Source organism: Paraglaciecola mesophila, from assembly GCF_009906955.1.
Taxonomy (GTDB): domain Bacteria; phylum Pseudomonadota; class Gammaproteobacteria; order Enterobacterales; family Alteromonadaceae; genus Paraglaciecola; species Paraglaciecola mesophila_A.
The window spans coordinates 1,015,785-1,032,940 of the sequence record NZ_CP047656.1 but is presented as its reverse complement, the minus strand read 5'-3'; the positions used below and the strand labels follow the sequence as shown (position 1 = coordinate 1,032,940).

Sequence of the window (17,156 nt, the reverse complement as noted above, 5' to 3'; positions counted from 1 at the left end):
TATGGAGTGTTAAATGATTCGTTTTAATTTGAACAGCAAACCGGTTGAAATAGATGTTGACCCGAATATGCCTTTGCTTTGGGTATTGCGGGATATTCTCGGTATGACAGGCACTAAGTTTGGCTGCGGCATGGCACAATGTGGTGCTTGCACAGTCCACCTTGATGGCCAGCCTATTCGTTCATGTGTCATGCCCTTATCTGCTATTGCAGACAAAGACGTGAACACCATTGAAGGCTTGTCTGCCAGCGCTGAGCATCCGGTGCAGCAAGCATGGCTTGAGCACAATGTGCCCCAGTGTGGTTATTGCCAGTCGGGTCAAATCATGAGTGCGGTAGCGCTATTAAACGAACATCCTGATCCAGATGATGAAACCATAGATTCCTATATGCAGGGCAATATTTGTCGCTGCGGAACTTACCCACGCATAAAAGCAGCGATAAAAACAGCAGCAAAAAATAAACAAAGCGCATTCGATTACTCCTTAGGTAAAGAAGTGGGAGGACAGGCATGAGCACTAACCATGATATAAAATCGCTTAGCCGTCGTGATTTTTTGCGATATACCAGTGTGGCTGGAGGTGCTTTTGTTTTAGGCACTGTATTGCCTGGCATATCACCCGTTTGGGCCGCTTCTGAAACTGATAGTAGTTCCAACACGCTGAATTTATTTGTCAGTATCGACAATGACGGCACGGTCAATATTGTCTGTCATCGCAGTGAGATGGGCCAAGGTGTGCGTACCGGTATTCCACAAATCGTGGCTGAAGAGCTATGTGCTGACTGGGCAAAAGTTAATGTAGTGCAAGGGCTAGCGGATGAAGCTTACGGTAGCCAGAATACCGACGGCTCGCGCTCAATCCGACGTTTTTATACTACCATGCGTGAAATGGGCGCAACCGCCAGAACCATGCTTGAACAAGCAGCTGCACAGAAGTGGAATGTACCTATTAGTGAAGTCTTCGCTGAGAACGGCGCGATAGTACATCAGTCCTCTGGTAAAACGCTTGGTTTTGGTGAGCTAGCAAAGGCTGCCAGTGCTCAACAAGTTCCGCAGGTGAAAACGCTAACCTTTAAATCGCCAAAAGATTTTAAATTGATCGGTAAACCGGTCACCTCAGTTGATTTGCCCAACGTCCTGACAGGTAACACTGTATTTGGTCAAGATGTGCAATTAGAGGGTATGTTGTATGCCACCATTGAGCGATGTCCAGTGGTAGGTGGCACCGTTAAAGCCTACGATAAAGATGCACCTTTAAAAGTGGCGAATGTGGTTGACGTCATTGAAATGCCTAAGCAGCACTTTCCGGTGTTGTTTAAAAATCTAAATGGAGTTGCGGTGCTAGCCAGCAATACATGGTCAGCACTCCAAGGACGCCAAACTTTAAATATCCAGTGGGAGCTTGGCGAAAACCAGCGTCACGATTCGGCGGCTTATTTGGCTGATCTTGAAAAGCGAATTGTGACCAAAGGAAAGTCCATTCGTAGTGCTGGCGATGCATATAGTGCGTTTGATTCGGCCAATAATACCATGTCCGCAACCTATACCGTACCTTATTTAGTGCATGCCCCTATGGAGCCACCAGCGGCGACAGCCGTATTTAAAAATGGCCAGTGTGAAGTGTGGGCTTGTACGCAGACCCCCCAATCGACTCAACAGAATGTAGCGGGTGCATTAGGCATTGATAAAAGCATGGTCAAAGTTAATGTGACCCTGCTAGGTGGCGGGTTTGGACGTAAATCAAAACCGGATTTTTCAGTGGAAGCAGCGATATTGGCACAGAAAACCGGCAAGCCGGTTAAGGTCGTGTGGAGCCGAGAGGACGATATACGTCATGGTTATTATCATGCGATCAGTGCCCAGCACTTCCAGGCAGGGTTAGATGATTCGGGTAAGGTTACAAGTTGGGTGCAACGCACGGCGTTTCCTAGTATCAGCTGGACATTTACCGGCACCACAGACGAACCACAAAATGGCGAATTGTCTCTGGGGTTTGGTGATCTTCCATTTGATATCGATAACCTATCATGTGAAATTCATAAAGCGCCGGCTCACGTACGCATCGGATGGATCCGCTCGGTAAGCAATATACAACACGGTTTCGCCATTGGTTCTTTCGTCGATGAAGTCGCAGCGAAGACTGGAGTACCTACTAGTGATATGTGGCAGACACTAATTGGAGAAGACCGTATTGTTGACCCGAAAACTCAAGGGTTTAAGTATGAAAATTATGGTGAATCGTACGATAATTTTCCGATTGAAACAAAACGCCTAAAAAATGTGTTGAATACGCTGTTAGCAAAGTCTGGCGCGAATAACGCAACATCTGAAAACGAAGGGTGGGGAATAAGCGTCCATCGAAGTTTCGTTACCTATGTGGCGGTGGCCACAAAGGTGAAGGTGGAAAACGATAAGGTGACAGTGCTTGAAATGCACTCCGTGATTGACGCTGGGCGAGTGGTCAACCCTGACCGTGTTAAGTCACAGCAGGAAGGCGCTATGATTTTTGGGTTATCGATTGCGCTGATGGGCGAGATTACCATTAAAGAAGGTGCAATTGAGCAGTCGAATTATCACGATTACACTGTATTACGTATGCACCAAAGCCCAAAGATTGTGACGCATATTGTTGAATCTGATGCTGCCCCTGGAGGTGTGGGTGAGCCAGGCGTTCCGCCAGTAGCGGCGTCGGTCACTAATGCGATTTATCAGGCGTCAGGTAAGCGTATTCGCGCATTACCCATTAATAAGCACTATTCAGTTTAGATAGGCCGTCGGGCTTAGATAACGAAACTGTTAAACAAACAGGGTCATAGCAACGTCTTGCGCTGCTATGGCCTGATAATAATGGCCTTGAATAGACGACAGTTTCTGCGGGTTTTGAACGGTAAATGGTGATAATGTGCTGTGCAGTGCTCGGCGCATTTTAATCAAATCAAATTCCAACAACACCTCACCCGCTTTATAGGCTTTGCCCACGTTGGCCACGCGTTTAAATCCTTCACCCATCATAGCGTGACTATCCATACCCAACTGCATATAAAAACGTAGGCCATTCTTTGCGGTTAACGTGATGCAATGCCCCGTTTGTGGAAACGAAGTAACCACACCTGAATAGGGAGCAAGCAGCTGATAACCAGAAGGTTCGATAGCCACCCCTTGTCCATACATTCCTTGATTAAATAGTGCATTAGGAACAGACGCTAATGGCACGATTTTGCCTGCCAGTGGGCTGCTAACGGCTAGCGCGTTATTAAACTTTCTTGGGGCGTCAGGGCGAACAATAGAGGAGAACAAGATATTACTCGTTCACTTTATAGCCATCGCGGCGCAAGGCATCTATGGCGCCAGACAAATCACTGTGTTTAATTAAAAAATAATCTGTATCGAAGGTCGATACCACAAAGATACTGACGTTAGCTTTGGCAAAGACAGATCCTAACTGCGCCATTATACCTACCATAGACAAACTCAGAGGACCAAGCACTTCAAGGGCGCGCCAATTTCCATCACTGGCTTCACTGTTTAACGGGATGTTATCAGGTACGACGACGCTCAATTCATCTTCGGTTTTACTGATGAAAAAAATAGGGGCTTGTAATATTTCACTAGGAATAGCCGCGCCGTGATCTAAACTATGAATACAAAAATGCGCTGGATGTAAGGCTAAAGTCTGTTTGGGCATGAACGATCCGTTGTTAGAAAGGTGAAGTCGTTATTTTGCTGGGTTTGCTTCACAACGCAAGTATTTATCCGTGAGTGAGCTGACATATTTGCAGTAATGAAGGTGATTATTGCATTTAGCGACAATGGTTGGACCATGTTTATTTATTCAACACTGGTCGTTTGATTACTGATCGTATCCCTAGCAGGATCGATCAATTCCAATGTTGCTTATTCACAAATTCTTAGTCTTTTATGCACATTCACTGTGTTTTATACCGGTGTTATCCACTGAATCTGTGGATAACCTTGTTGAGTTCTCGATTTTTATACCTTAATCGCTTGATATGACTCACTATTTTCCTGTTGGTTGTAAAACGCACAGTTTATCTCCCCGAGCATTGATGTTGATAACTTGCAATAGATGAAAACACTTTTTCCAAGTAATTTATTTGACTGAATGTTCATCGATTTTCTGGGGATCGAGGTTGATCCCACTTACAGGGTTAAGATAGCCGTTTTATTTTGGATAAATCTTGCTGCTTAAGAAATTCTTTAAAGCTGTCAGCCAGTGCGTCAGTTTGGCGTAATACCGATTGCCAATAATCTATCCGCACGTTTGTTGTCATTTTAGTAAAGTCCTCTCTATCCGGAATTTTGTTAAAAGGAAGAGAAGCGATAAACGCATCAGAGGGCACCAACATAACAGTTTTGTCATAGTTGTGCGTATTTACGCTGCGTTTGAGCGATTTATCAAACCAGCCCGCTTTTGGCTGTGAACTAAAATGCGGGTACAGGGTTAAGCCAGGTGAATTTTGCAGTGAGATATCAAAATGATAGTCGATAATGCCACCATCACGATACATACCATTTGGTGCACCGGGAATATTTTTAATCCCCAACATCACCATAGGTATCGAGCCCGATGCTAACAATGCTTCTTTTATGTTCGCGTCGGTTAATGACACCGTATGGGTAGCAAACCCACTTTCATCTTTAATGGCAAGTGTACTGTTGGCATTCTGAAAAATAAAACGCTCATATTGTTTGGTCAACAGACGACGATTGACTCTGTTCAGTGCGTAACTTTTGACTAACCCAGCTATTTGCAGTGATTTTCGCTCTGATGCCACTAAACCATTCGATTTAGCGACTAAAAAATGCGCCTTGAATACAGGATTGTTTATGACTTCCTGAGCGCCATTTTCAGCGAATACGCGATCAAGAAGCACTCGGGCACTGTTGCTTATAGCCATCGGCGTTACGTCATCTTCATAGGTTGTTTCTGAATAGAATTTCGCTAAGCGACTGATGGCTGCCACTGGGTCGTTTTGTGCAAAGCACGCTGCACGAAATGCCCCAGCCGAGGAACCAATAAGGTTTAATGATTGGCTGCGATTGCTAAAAAAATGACCGAATAGGTATTTGTCCAGTCCAAATAAACTAAACCATTTTGGGCCACCACTGGCACCTAAAAATGAACTGAAAACATGTTGTTGAAACCCTTCTTTTTCAATCAAGGCTAGCGCTGATTTACCCGCGTATATATCTAACATAAAACAAAAATTTAACTGTCATTTAAATCATTGGATGATATTACCGTAATTTGTCTGCGCTTTGCTTGCAAAAATCAACAGACTTTCTCCAATTCGGTGAATTTAAAACTGGCTTAGCGCGTTGAATAAAAAATTGGAAAAGAAAAAAAATTTCTGAATACTTTTTACTTAAGTCTAAAGTATTAACTGGCTAAATTGATGCTTACATTATCTTAATTAAACCATGTAGTGTTCACTAACTTTATTTTTGTTTTTCTCTATTTAGTTGAAATGTATTTAGTTTTTATCGGTTTTTTTCTTGCGCTTTCTCAATTAGCGATTAGCTTTATTAACCATCAGGGTAATTTTTGGAAACGATTTTGAGAACACGTTGGTTGATGGTTTTACTGGTAGCAATCCTTTCGTTGTTACTGGTTTATTTTGTTAATCCCTATGTTGCATTAATCCCTAACTTGCTTTTTTCAGTATGGCTTATCTGGATGCAAAGCCAGCCGAGTGAGGCTATACCTGTACATGAAATTACGCCTTATGCTGAGTCTGATGTGCCTAATACCGATGATGCCACCTTCAAGGTAAATGAATTGCTCCCAGAAGTGACGCCAGCAATAGAAGAGTGTCAGCAAAGTATTGACAATATCTGTGGCACCCAAACCGACGCGGTAGGGATACTAAATAGTGCGTTTGCAGATCTGCAGCAGCTTATTAATCAACAAAGTAGCAGCATTTTAACGCTAATTTCGGTTGCCGGTGATACCGATGAACTGTATAGCGATCGTATGCGCCAATTTGCGAATAGCACTGAAGTGACACTAGACCGCTTTATTCAATCGACTGTGGATATGTCAGCGGCATCAATGGAATTACTCGATAAAGTCAACAAGATCCATGAAGCTCTGCCGCTAGTAATGCAAGCCCTAAAAGACATAGATGGCATTGCATCGCAAACTAACTTATTAGCGCTCAATGCGGCGATTGAAGCCGCTAGAGCAGGTGAACACGGTAGAGGGTTCGCTGTGGTGGCAGATGAAGTACGTTCTTTGTCTAGTCGCTCATCTGAATTTAGCGAGAGTATTCAAACTCGTTTGCGTTTTATTAATCAGGAAATAGGGGAGCTAACGCAGGAAGTGGGTACACTTGCCTCCTATGATGTTACCTATGTTATTGATGCAAAAAGAGATATTAAAAATGCACTGCATGACATTATTACCAAAGCAGAGGCTGACGCAAACGTTATTCAAGATTTAGATGGCATATCTAAAAATCTTGAGGTCGCCCTTGGACAAGCCATTCGTGCCCTGCAGTTCGATGATATTAATATTCAGAACTTGGGCTATACCAAAGAAACGTTAGTGTTTGTTTTGCAGCTATTGAATGTGGTTACGTCTGCGCAAAACGACGAGGAACGTGAAGAGTTCTATCGCTTGCGGGAAGCATTTCGCGCTAAACGTGAACAGAAGCACAATCCAGTGTCATCAGACAACATGGATGAAGGTGATTTAGAACTTTTTTAATGATTGTGAGGTTAGGCCTGTATGAGCGAAGTAAGAGTGTTGCATGTTCCCCAGCGGTTTGATTTTAGCCAGCATAAAACGTTTACCGAACAATATAGTGCAATGCTAGAGGAAAAACTGTGTCAAAAAATCTTAATGGACTTTTCACGCACAGAATATCTTGATAGCTCCGCGTTGGGCATGATGGTTTTATTAAATAAAAAAGCCAAGGCACAGAATATTCGAGTATCGATTAAAGGAGCGAAAGATAATGCTAGAGATATCTTATTGATTGCCAATTTTGAAAAGCTGTTTGAATTCGAATAACTCCTATGTCACTCAATTCTCTGTCAGGTTGTCGTTTTTTGTTAGTCGATGACGATGAAAGTTATCACTTCACCATCGGTCTGCGTTTGACTCAAAAAGATGCCACGGTCACCTCGGTATTTAGTATTCAGGAGGCTAAGTCGTTGTTGATGAGTCAGCCATTCGACTTAGTTTTACTTGATAGCTATTTGGTCGATGGATTGGGCACAGAGTTACTGGAATTTATGCTGCAAAACAAAGTGGTGTGTCCTGTCATTATGATCACGGGTGATGAAGAACAACAGTCGATGCAGCAGTATTTTTTGTTGGGTGTCAGTGGTTACTTATTAAAACCTATTAATGTAGAGCTCTTAGAGTTAGTCGTGCAGCGCTGTTTAGATGCCCATTTAAATGAACAAAAGTTGCAACAGCAATATCGTGAGCTAGAACAATTACTCGATGAACAACAGCAAGAAGAAGAGCTTGCCAGGCACGTTTATCGCCATTTATCTCAGTCGTTTTCAGATCAGCCTGATGCCATTCAAAGTTTCATGCGTTCTTCTAAGTCTTTTAACGGCGATTTTTTCGTGGCTGAGCAGTTACAAAATGGGAATACACTGATGATTTTAATGGACGCCGCGGGACACGGCTTGGCGTCAGCAATCAGTGTATTACCTGCGGTATCGACCATTCGCGCAATGCTCCATGAAGGAACGTCAATGCAAAGCATAGTGCATGAAATTAATGCCAAGCTTTGTGCTGAAATTCCAGAAGATCGTTTCGTGGCGATGATTGCCATTGAGGTTAATTATATTCAAGCCTCTATTAGTATTATTAACGCTGGCATGCCAGAGGTGCTGATACTGAATGAAAATGCACAGGTCCACAGCCGCATAAAATCTCAGTCTTTGCCTCTTGGTATTGTCGAGCGGAATGATTTTAACCCTTATGTGCATACTCACGCGTTGCACACCAACCAACATCTATTTTTTTACAGTGATGGCTTGATTGAACAGCGTGGGTTAAACGGTATAGCGTTCGGGAAATCAGGGGTGAACAACGTGCTCAGTTCATTACATTCGACTAACGCATTGCTAAACCAAGTGGTAGATGCTTTTTCCTGTCACAGCAATGGGACGCAAGTAGACGATGACGTGTCAGTATGCTGCGTGAGTCTGGGGCAACTACACGAATTGTATCAGGGAAAACAAGCGTCAGTTGATCGTTTGTGCACTGGGCATATGCATTTAGTGCTGGACTTTGCTGGGGACTTACTCGCCCCTGGCAACATGATTTCAGTGCTCGATGATGTTTTAAATCGTATTAAGCTCAATACTTTGCTGCGTCAAAAAGCATTCACCGTCTTTTCAGAATTAATTAATAACGCATTGGATCATGGGGTATTGCGCCTTGATTCGCGCTTAAAGCACGACTTCGAAAGTTTTGGTCAGTATTTAGAAGAGCGGGAAAACCGCCTAAAAACACTTGAGCAGAATGATCGTATCCGGCTGACGTTGGGTTTCGAACCCGAAATTGGCCAACTTTACTTTGATATCGAAGACAGTGGTAGCGGTTACCAACAAGTACCCAGTGAACAGGTGGAAGACGAGGCGTTGTTCGGCAGGGGACTCAATCTTGTCCATTCACTTTGTGAACAAATACAGGTATTTGCACCAGGAAATAGAACTTCAGTACTTATTAAGTGAGGGAAATAACCACTATGAGTAAACACATATTAATCGTCGATGATTCGGCGTCTATCAGGCAAATGGTTGAAATGACATTGAAGTCTGCGGCTTATCAAGTGACAACCGCAAACGATGGGCAAGCGGGGTTAGATCTTTGTAAAAAGCAGCAGTTTGATTTTGTCTTAACAGATCAAAACATGCCCCGTATGGACGGACTGACCTTAATCAAGTCATTAAGAGGGCTAGCCAATTACCGAACCGTACCCATAGTGGTATTAACCACTGAGGCGGGGGATGACATGAAAGCCAAAGGTCGAGCAGCCGGTGCCACAGGGTGGATGGTTAAACCGTTTGATCCGCAAAAACTGCTGGCGGTGTCGAGTAAAGTTTTAGGCTAACGTTTCTGGTTAAAGAGGTAAGGATTGATATGTCCATTGATATGGAACAATTCCACGGTGTTTTTTTTGATGAGAGTCAAGAACACCTTGCCGACATGGAACAGCAACTCATGGCACTGGATTTGTCTGAGCCCGATCCTGAACAGTTAAACAGTATATTTCGTGCTGCTCATTCGATTAAAGGTGGGAGCGGTATTTTTGGGTTTGATGCGCTCACTGGCTTGACCCACATTATGGAGAATCTACTTGATAGGGCACGTAATAATACAATTGAAATGACCACTGAGATTGTTGATTTGTTGCTTGAAACGACCGATTTACTTAAAGTCACTTTAGACAATTACCGGCATCAAGCAGAAATTGAGCAATCGGATATTGATGAGGGAATAAGCAAACTCAACTGTTTGATGACATCGTTAGACGATTCAACTACCCAAAACAGTTCAGATAGTCACCATAAAGGCGGTAATAATCAAGACGATACCGGAGACATAGACGGTTTTGGCTTCTTTGATGACGAACCAAGTGACACTAATACTGCCCAGATAGATAGCGATGGCGATGACGAAGATGGTTTCGGTTTTTTTGAGCAGCCCTGTGCCACCGAAAATGAACTTGGAAATGATGAAAACCAAGGTTTTGGATTTTTTGATACAACCTCAAGCGAAACAGCACCTGATAGTGTAGCCATCTCTGATGGCGCCCCCGATGCAGCCCAAACTGATGATGCTGGGTACGGGTTTTTCCCTGAGAATGAGCACCCCAAAGATGACCCAAGTGATAATAAAAAAGGCTATGGCTTTTTTGAAAAATTACCTGCGCCCAGTAACAAAGCGAAAAAAACAAGTACCCCTAAAGCGCTTAAAAAGAGTGCCGCCAAAAGCAGTACGGCGAAAGCATCCGTTGAATCCTCATCTATTCGCGTAGATACCGGCAAAATAGACTCATTGGTCAACCTTATTGGGGAGCTAGTGATAACCCAATCTATGTTATCTCAAGTCAGTTCTGATATGCCGGGTGAACCCAATGAAAAACTTCAAAATGCCATCGCAGAACTCACCCGCAACACTCGAGAGATTCAAGAATCGGTTATGTCTATGCGGATGTTACCCATGCATTTTACCTTTAATCGTTTCCCTCGAGTGGTGCGTGACCTGTCCAGTAAATTAGGGAAGAAAGTGGATTTGGTGATAGAAGGGGGTAACACGGAAATTGATAAGGGCATGATTGAAAAGTTAGTGGACCCGCTCACCCATTTGGTGCGCAACAGCATTGACCATGGCATCGAAAAAACCGAAGACAGATTGGCTTTAGGCAAGGCGGAGATGGGTACGGTTATTCTTAAAGCCGAGCAAAAAGGTAGCAGTATCATCATTAGTATTATCGATGATGGCGCGGGTTTAAACCGTGAGCGAATTTTGGCCAAGGCACAAGAAAATGGTATGTCAGTAGACACAGATATGCCCGATAGTGACGTATGGAAATTGATTTTTGAAGCCGGCTTTTCAACCGCTGAAGCGGTCACCGACGTGTCAGGTCGAGGCGTTGGTATGGATGTAGTACGTCGCAATTTAGAAGCCATTGGCGGGCGAATAGAAATCGAGTCAAGCCAGGGGGAAGGGTCAAGCTTCAACATTCATTTACCTCTCACGCTAGCCATAGTGGATGGGATATGCGTGTCGGTTGCCAGTCAAACATTTGTTGTACCTCTGGTCAATATTATCGAATCGGTACAACCCGATCCAAGCCAAATGAAGCTGATTTCAAACGAGAAATTACTTTGGATCCGTGACCAGTATTGGCCTTTGGTCAAGCTACATCAAACAATGCAAATTGAGGGGGCAATTACTGAGCCCAGCGAGGCGATTGTGATGTTGATTGAAAGCAGTAATAAGCGTTTTGGTCTATTAGTGGACGGGTTAATGGGGCAACAGCAGGTTGTTATTAAAAGCCTTGAGCAAAATTATCGCCGGGTAGAAGGTGTTGCTGGGGCAACCATAATGGGCGATGGGCAAGTCGCCCTGATCCTTGATGTAGAGTCGCTGGCCAATAGCGTTAAAGCAAATGGAATGAGTAAAGAGAGCACCTTATGAATTCACACATCACGCAAGAAAACATGCACTCAGAGTCGAACGAGTTTCTTAGCTTCTTCTTAGGCGAAGAGCATTACGCAATAGACATCATGACCGTGAAAGAGATACGTGGTTACGAGACAGTGACCAAAATCGCCAATGCGCCTAGTTTTATTAAAGGCGTCATAAACTTGCGTGGAGATATAGTGCCTATCATTGATTTACGCATTAAGTTCTCTGTGGGTGAAGCCACTTATACCGAATTCACCATAGTGATTATGCTCAATGTGTGTGATCGCATTGTTGGCATAGTGGTCGATGGGGTGTCAGATGTCATCAAGTTACAAGACGAAGATATTCGACCACCGCCAGAATTTGGAGTGGCATTCGACAGTAAATATTTATTGGGTTTAGCTTCGTTGGAGGAGCACATGGTTATTTTAGTCAACATTGACAGTTTAATATCAAGCGATGAGTTGGGTTTGTTTGATAATCACGCAACAACGAAGGAGTAACGTATGAGTCTTTTTGGTTGGTTAGGCAGCAAAAGTTCAAAAGCATCACAGATGCGTGATCAAGCGATTCTCGACGCAATTGATCGCTCTCAAGCTGTCATTGAATTTGATTTAAATGGCATCATTCAAGCCGCGAATGATAACTTTTTAACCGCTATGGGCTATCGCTCCGATGAAGTGATAGGTAAGCACCACAGTATGTTTGTGGATGAGGAATATAAAAATAGCCAAGAGTACCGGGATTTTTGGGCACAGCTAAATCGGGGGCAGTTTACCTCTGATGTTTTCAAGCGCGTCGCTAAAGGCGGAAAAGTTGTTTGGATCCAAGCGTCGTATAACCCGCTTTTTGACGAAGAAGGGAAGCCCAATGGAGTGATTAAGTACGCCACCGACATCACTGCGCAGAAAATACAAAGTACTGACTATGCTGGACAAATTGACGCAATCAGTAAATCTCAAGCCGTGATTGAGTTTGATATGAACGGCGTGATTTTATCGGCAAACGATAACTTTTTAAACGCTATGGGTTACAACGAGCAAGAAGTGGTGGGCAAACATCACAGTATGTTTGTTGAGCCAGAGTACAGAAATAGCCATGATTATCACTTGTTCTGGGAGCATCTTAAAGCTGGCGAGTTTAATTCCGGTGAATTCAAACGCATTGATAAATTAGGCAATGATGTATGGATCCATGCGTCATACAACCCGATCATGGACTTAAACGGCCAGCCATTCAAAGTCGTTAAATATGCCAGCGATATCACCGAACAAAAAAAGCGCAACGCTGATTATTCAGGACAAATTGACGCCATCAGTAAATCTCAAGCCGTGATTGAATTTGATATGAAGGGCGTGATCCAACGCGCCAATGATAATTTTCTCAACACCATGGGATACACCTTAGAAGAGGTACAAGGTCAGCATCATAGTATGTTTGTGGAGCCTGAATACAAGAACAGTGCGGCCTATCGAGAATTCTGGGAAAAGTTAAACGCAGGACAGTTCACATCTGCTGAATTTAAACGAATAGGGAAGCAAGGTAATGAGGTGTGGATCCAAGCGTCTTACAACCCCATCATGGATGTAAATGGCAAGCCTTTCAAAGTGGTTAAGTACGCTACCGACATTACTACGCAGAAGCTGCACAATGCTGACTACTCGGGTCAGATAGATGCCATTGGTAAATCTCAAGCCGTGATTGAGTTTGATATGAATGGGGTCATTCAAAACGCAAATGAAAACTTCCTCAATGCCATGGGATATACATTAGAAGAAGTGCAAGGTAAACATCATAGTATATTTGTTGAACCTGAATATAAAAATAGCCACGAATATCGCGCTTTTTGGGAGCAGCTTAACAATGGCGTGTTCACATCAGATGAGTTTAAGCGTATTGCCAAGCAAGGCAATGAGGTGTGGATACAAGCCTCTTACAATCCGATATTAGATTTAAACGGTAAGCCCTTTAAAGTGGTGAAGTACGCTACTGACATTACCGCTCGCAAACAGGCGATTAATGAAGTCAAGCGCGTGCTGAATTTGCTTTCTGAAGGTGATTTAACCGCTAAGCTGAATCATCAATTCAGTGGTGAGTTTCAAGAGCTAGGAGAAAACGTTACGCGTTTTATTGCCTCATTAGCCGATACCATCGGCCAAATTAATGGCTCCACTGAAACCATTCGAAATGCGTCATCCGAAATAGCTCAAGGCAATGCTGATTTGTCTAATCGCACAGAGCGCCAAGCATCAAGTTTAGAAGAAACGGCTTCGACCATGGAAGAGTTAACCGGAACCGTTCGTCTTAATGCTGAAAACGCCAACCAAGCGAATGGTTTAGCGTCTCAGGCGTCAACAGTGGCCAGCGAAGGAGGCGATCTAATTAATCAAGTGGTTGAAACTATGTCCTCTATCAATGAGTCGGCCCGCAAAATTTCCGACATCATAGGGGTAATCGACGGCATCGCTTTTCAAACCAATATTTTAGCCTTAAATGCGGCAGTAGAAGCGGCGCGAGCAGGCGAGCAAGGTCGTGGTTTTGCCGTGGTTGCCTCTGAAGTAAGAACCTTAGCCCAGCGCTCTGCTAATGCAGCAAAAGATATAAAAGAATTAATCTCGGATTCTGTCGCTAAAATTGAAAACGGCAACACGTTAGTGAATCGCTCCGGTGAAACCATGGATAACGTTGTAACCTCAATTAAACGCGTGAATGATTTAATGGCTGAAATAGCCGCCGCCTCGGCAGAGCAAGCTTCGGGTATTGATGAAGTAGGCAAAGCGATAAACCAGATGGATGAAGCCACCCAGCAAAATGCAGCGCTGGTGGAAGAAGCAACTGCGGCTGCTGAAAGTTTGCAATCACAAGCTGAGCAGTTAAGCGAGCGAGTGGCGGCATTTAAGTTTGATGAAAACGACTTACAGGTTACGCCTCGATTGGCGGCTCAGCCTAAGGTAGAGGCGAAGAGGCCAGCGCAACACAAAGAACGCATTAAGCTCGTTCAGGCGACTACTCAAGAAGAAGACGAGTGGGAGAGCTTTTGATTAATGGCATCTAACATTGGAGGCAGCGCAGCGAAACAAGAATTTGCGTTTAGTCACAGAGATTTTCAGCAAATTAGAGGGATTTTGTATAAAAAGACCGGTATACAGCTGGCAGACAGTAAAGATTCCATGGTTTATAGCCGCCTGGCGAGAAGGTTGAGGGCACTGAAATTGCCTAACTTTACGGCGTACTTACGTTATTTGGCAACCCATGAAAATGAAGAGCAGCATTTTATTAATGCGCTTACCACCAACTTAACCTCGTTTTTTCGTGAGCCCCATCACTTTCCTGTTTTGAAACGTTATTTACAGGAAATGCCAAACAGTCGTCGCATTTGGTGTGCGGCAAGTAGCACCGGAGAAGAGCCATATTCTATTGCCATGACGGTGGCTGAAACGTATGGGCGTTTTGATGTGCCTATCGAGATTATTGCCTCTGATATTGATAGTAAAGTACTGCAAACTGCCCGAGATGGTATCTATCCCATCGAACGCATAGAGGGCTTATCCCTTGAACAAAAGAAGCGCTTTTTTCAAAAAGGCACGGGGTGCAACGCGGGCAAAGTGAGAGTGGTGCCTGAATTAGCAAAAATGGTCTCGTTTACGCAACTGAATTTAACTGCAAAAGAGTGGCAAATACCGGCACCTATCGATGTGATTTTCTGCCGAAATGTGATGATTTATTTTGATAAAGACACCCAGATACGGATCCTTGAACGCATGGTATCTATGATGTCAAAAAAAGGGATTTATGTTGCGGGCCATTCTGAAAACTTCGCTGCCGCCGAGCACGTGGTTAAGCTATTAGGCAAAACGGTTTACAAACCTGTTAAGAGGTCGGTGTGAGCGATTTTTATGCGGATTTTAATACCAATGGCATGGTCCCCAATCGATACTATGATAGGCACTTTAAATGCGATGCCATTAAAATTTTGCCGGGTGAGTACTACGCTACCACTGAGCAGACTCTGATCCTTACCGTGCTTGGCTCTTGTGTGGCGGTGTGCTTACGTGATCCTAAGCTAAAAATCGGTGGCATGAACCATTTCCTGTTGCCCAGTGACAACGCAGGGGACAATCCAGTGTCGGCATCGGCTCGCTATGGGACTTATGCGATGGAATTACTGATCACTCAGATTTTGAAACTAGGCGGCGACAAGCGGCGCTTAGAAGCAAAAGTATTTGGCGGCGGGGCAGTACTACAAGGCATGACGACTAACGTAGTTGGTCAACGCAATGCTGAGTTTGTGGTGGATTTTTTAAAGACTGAACAAATTCCAATACTAGCCAGCGATTTGCTAGATATATATCCGCGAAAAGTCTATTTCTTTCCCGAAACTGGAGAGGTGAAAGTACGCAAGCTTAAGTCACTACACAACACCACCATACTTGACCGAGAAAGTGAGTATCGCTTGAAGCTTAAGCGAAATGCCCAAGCCACTGGTGATGTGGAACTATTTTAACGAGGTACTAAATGACCATTCGTGTTCTTGTTGTCGACGATTCGGCACTTATTCGCAGTCTTATTGGAGCAATAGTCGAGCAACAGCCAGACATGCAACTGGTGGGGGCCGCACCGGATGCGTATGCAGCACGAGATATGGTGAATAAGTACAAACCTGATGTCATCACGCTAGATATTGAGATGCCTAAAGTAGACGGCTTAACCTTTCTAGATAGATTAATGAAGGCGCGACCAACGCCTGTGTTGATGATATCCACGCTGACAGAGCAAGGCGCAGATGCCACCCTAAGGGCATTGGAGCTAGGAGCGGTAGATTTTATCGCCAAGCCTAAATTGGGTATCAGCGAAGGCATACAACAATATCAAGATGTTATCGTGGAGAAAATTCGCCATGTAGCGAAAGCAAAAGTTAAGCGAGTTAACGTTTCAACTGTTGTAACACCGACTCGTTTACCCTTATTAAGTACAGAAAAGATCATTGCTATCGGCGCCTCCATAGGGGGAACAGAGGCAATCAAAAAAGTATTAATGGCCATGCCTGCCAATAGCCCTGCGGTAGTGTTAACTCAGCATATGCCACCTGGCTTCACCACCTCCTTCGCAAAACGATTAAATAGTTGTTGTAGCCTAGGGGTTAAAGAAGCTGAGCACGGTGAGCGAATTTTACCGGGAAATGCGTATTTAGCACCAGGGGCTATGCATCTAAAAATAGTCAAATCTGGGGCTGATTACCGTATTGAATTGGACGGCGAAGGCATTGTCAGTGGGCATAAACCCTCGGTAGATGTCATGTTTGAGTCGCTCGTGCCGTTTGCCAATAATGTGGTTGCGGCGATATTAACCGGCATGGGGAAAGACGGTGCCCAAGGGTTATTGCATCTTAAGCAAAATGGTGGGTTTACCCTAGCGCAAGATGAAGCGAGTTGTGTGGTGTTTGGTATGCCTAAAGTTGCTATTGAACTAAATGCAGTAACGCAAGTAAAAGACATACACGATATCACGCCTACCTTGCTCGGCTATTTGACACAAAATAACGCGGGCTCACGATTATAACTCGCCGTTTTGTGTATAATTTCAGCATCTGAACGCAAGGCTTAAAAAACAGCTTGCAGTCGCTCAGTAGCATCGTTATTATACGCGCCGCTTCGAGGGATTCCTCAGCATATCTTTTCAGTGCGTCCGTAGCTCAGTTGGTTAGAGCACTACCTTGACATGGTAGGGGTCGGATGTTCGAGTCATCTCGGACGCACCACTTCTTTCTACTTCTGTATATTTTACAAAGCCGTGACTTTCTTACTGAATACGTTTCTTTTGGCTATCAATTCCGTTAATTCTACTCCTTTAATCATCCGAGTTTTTTGTTATTTTAATTAGTGCTCAATGTAAATTTGTTCTCGGGTAAATTGTTTAGAATTCACACGGGGCGGTAAGTCTTGCTTATACACATGTAGGCAGTAGCTAATGC

General features: G+C 43.9%; 15 protein-coding genes and 1 tRNA gene. 13 read left to right on the top strand and 3 right to left on the bottom strand.

Features of this window, described 5'->3' with window-relative positions:
* Positions 1-13 precede the first annotated feature (13 nt).
* Entirely contained in the window at positions 14-514 is a 501-nt protein-coding gene (locus FX988_RS04350; RefSeq protein ID WP_160178507.1) for a (2Fe-2S)-binding protein, read from the top strand.
* On the top strand, positions 511-2,766 hold the full coding sequence (locus FX988_RS04345; protein ID WP_160178506.1) for a molybdopterin cofactor-binding domain-containing protein: 2,256 nt from the start codon (positions 511-513) through the stop codon (positions 2,764-2,766). The genes FX988_RS04350 and FX988_RS04345 overlap by 4 nt, the downstream gene beginning before the upstream one ends.
* 30 nt (positions 2,767-2,796) lie before the next feature.
* On the opposite strand, the gene FX988_RS04340 is transcribed toward FX988_RS04345, so the two are convergent.
* The 3 genes from FX988_RS04340 to FX988_RS04330 all read right to left on the bottom strand — a co-directional run bounded on the left by FX988_RS04340 (position 2,797) and on the right by FX988_RS04330 (position 5,219).
* Positions 2,797-3,297, bottom strand: a complete 501-nt coding sequence (locus FX988_RS04340; RefSeq protein ID WP_160178505.1) for a PTS glucose transporter subunit IIA — start codon at positions 3,295-3,297, stop codon at positions 2,797-2,799.
* A gap of 4 nt (positions 3,298-3,301) precedes the next feature.
* Positions 3,302-3,685, bottom strand: a complete 384-nt coding sequence (locus tag FX988_RS04335; RefSeq protein WP_160178504.1) for an ACT domain-containing protein — start codon at positions 3,683-3,685, stop codon at positions 3,302-3,304.
* A 484-nt stretch (positions 3,686-4,169) separates the two neighbouring features.
* On the bottom strand, positions 4,170-5,219 hold the full coding sequence (locus tag FX988_RS04330) for a patatin-like phospholipase family protein (RefSeq protein ID WP_160178503.1): 1,050 nt from the start codon (positions 5,217-5,219) through the stop codon (positions 4,170-4,172).
* A 377-nt stretch (positions 5,220-5,596) separates the two neighbouring features.
* Here FX988_RS04330 and FX988_RS21820 point away from each other — a divergent pair, with 377 nt between their 5' ends.
* The 11 genes from FX988_RS21820 to FX988_RS04275 all read left to right on the top strand — a co-directional run bounded on the left by FX988_RS21820 (position 5,597) and on the right by FX988_RS04275 (position 16,943).
* On the top strand, positions 5,597-6,730 hold the full coding sequence (locus tag FX988_RS21820) for a methyl-accepting chemotaxis protein (RefSeq protein WP_412761933.1): 1,134 nt from the start codon (positions 5,597-5,599) through the stop codon (positions 6,728-6,730).
* A gap of 21 nt (positions 6,731-6,751) precedes the next feature.
* The gene (locus FX988_RS04320) at positions 6,752-7,036 is read left to right on the top strand and encodes an STAS domain-containing protein (protein WP_160178501.1); all 285 of its coding nucleotides are present in this window, start codon (positions 6,752-6,754) and stop codon (positions 7,034-7,036) included.
* Between the two features lie 5 nt (positions 7,037-7,041).
* Positions 7,042-8,721 carry a response regulator gene (locus FX988_RS04315; protein WP_160178500.1) on the top strand — a complete coding sequence of 560 codons (1,680 nt, stop codon included), beginning with the start codon at positions 7,042-7,044 and terminating at the stop codon, positions 8,719-8,721.
* Positions 8,722-8,735: 14 nt separating this feature from the next.
* Positions 8,736-9,101 carry a response regulator gene (locus tag FX988_RS04310; protein WP_160178499.1) on the top strand — a complete coding sequence of 122 codons (366 nt, stop codon included), beginning with the start codon at positions 8,736-8,738 and terminating at the stop codon, positions 9,099-9,101.
* A 29-nt stretch (positions 9,102-9,130) separates the two neighbouring features.
* Positions 9,131-11,194 carry a chemotaxis protein CheA gene (locus FX988_RS04305; RefSeq protein ID WP_160178498.1) on the top strand — a complete coding sequence of 688 codons (2,064 nt, stop codon included), beginning with the start codon at positions 9,131-9,133 and terminating at the stop codon, positions 11,192-11,194.
* A complete protein-coding gene (locus FX988_RS04300) occupies positions 11,191-11,688 on the top strand; it encodes a chemotaxis protein CheW (RefSeq protein ID WP_160178497.1) in 498 nt (165 codons plus the stop codon). The genes FX988_RS04305 and FX988_RS04300 overlap by 4 nt, the downstream gene beginning before the upstream one ends.
* Before the next feature lie 3 nt (positions 11,689-11,691).
* Positions 11,692-14,226, top strand: coding sequence for a methyl-accepting chemotaxis protein (locus tag FX988_RS04295; RefSeq protein WP_160178496.1), 2,535 nt, complete (start codon positions 11,692-11,694; stop codon positions 14,224-14,226).
* A gap of 3 nt (positions 14,227-14,229) precedes the next feature.
* Complete coding sequence (locus tag FX988_RS04290) at positions 14,230-15,072, top strand: CheR family methyltransferase (RefSeq protein ID WP_160178495.1); 843 nt, start codon at positions 14,230-14,232, stop codon at positions 15,070-15,072.
* A gap of 32 nt (positions 15,073-15,104) precedes the next feature.
* Positions 15,105-15,689 (top strand): chemoreceptor glutamine deamidase CheD, encoded by a 585-nt coding sequence (gene cheD, locus FX988_RS04285; protein ID WP_201751660.1) that lies wholly within the window; start codon positions 15,105-15,107, stop codon positions 15,687-15,689.
* Positions 15,690-15,700: 11 nt separating this feature from the next.
* Positions 15,701-16,744 (top strand): protein-glutamate methylesterase/protein-glutamine glutaminase, encoded by a 1,044-nt coding sequence (locus tag FX988_RS04280; RefSeq protein ID WP_160178493.1) that lies wholly within the window; start codon positions 15,701-15,703, stop codon positions 16,742-16,744.
* Positions 16,745-16,866: 122 nt separating this feature from the next.
* Positions 16,867-16,943 (top strand) — tRNA-Val (locus FX988_RS04275).
* Positions 16,944-17,156 lie beyond the last annotated feature (213 nt).

What these genes read in the sequence shown, in the direction of transcription:
- FX988_RS04295 (WP_160178496.1), top strand. Translation starts at nt 11,692, where the DNA reads ATGAGTCTTTTTGGTTGGTTAGGCAGCAAAAGTTCAAAAGCATCACAG.
- FX988_RS04345 (WP_160178506.1), top strand. Translation starts at nt 511, where the DNA reads ATGAGCACTAACCATGATATAAAATCGCTTAGCCGTCGTGATTTTTTG.
- FX988_RS04320 (WP_160178501.1), top strand. Translation starts at nt 6,752, where the DNA reads ATGAGCGAAGTAAGAGTGTTGCATGTTCCCCAGCGGTTTGATTTTAGC.
- FX988_RS04350 (WP_160178507.1), top strand. Translation starts at nt 14, where the DNA reads ATGATTCGTTTTAATTTGAACAGCAAACCGGTTGAAATAGATGTTGAC.
- FX988_RS04305 (WP_160178498.1), top strand. Translation starts at nt 9,131, where the DNA reads ATGTCCATTGATATGGAACAATTCCACGGTGTTTTTTTTGATGAGAGT.
- FX988_RS04310 (WP_160178499.1), top strand. Translation starts at nt 8,736, where the DNA reads ATGAGTAAACACATATTAATCGTCGATGATTCGGCGTCTATCAGGCAA.
- FX988_RS21820 (WP_412761933.1), top strand. Translation starts at nt 5,597, where the DNA reads ATGGTTTTACTGGTAGCAATCCTTTCGTTGTTACTGGTTTATTTTGTT.
- cheD (WP_201751660.1), top strand. Translation starts at nt 15,105, where the DNA reads ATGGTCCCCAATCGATACTATGATAGGCACTTTAAATGCGATGCCATT.
- FX988_RS04280 (WP_160178493.1), top strand. Translation starts at nt 15,701, where the DNA reads ATGACCATTCGTGTTCTTGTTGTCGACGATTCGGCACTTATTCGCAGT.
- FX988_RS04335 (WP_160178504.1), bottom strand. Translation starts at nt 3,685, where the DNA reads ATGCCCAAACAGACTTTAGCCTTACATCCAGCGCATTTTTGTATTCAT.
- FX988_RS04300 (WP_160178497.1), top strand. Translation starts at nt 11,191, where the DNA reads ATGAATTCACACATCACGCAAGAAAACATGCACTCAGAGTCGAACGAG.
- FX988_RS04290 (WP_160178495.1), top strand. Translation starts at nt 14,230, where the DNA reads ATGGCATCTAACATTGGAGGCAGCGCAGCGAAACAAGAATTTGCGTTT.
- FX988_RS04315 (WP_160178500.1), top strand. Translation starts at nt 7,042, where the DNA reads ATGTCACTCAATTCTCTGTCAGGTTGTCGTTTTTTGTTAGTCGATGAC.
- FX988_RS04330 (WP_160178503.1), bottom strand. Translation starts at nt 5,219, where the DNA reads ATGTTAGATATATACGCGGGTAAATCAGCGCTAGCCTTGATTGAAAAA.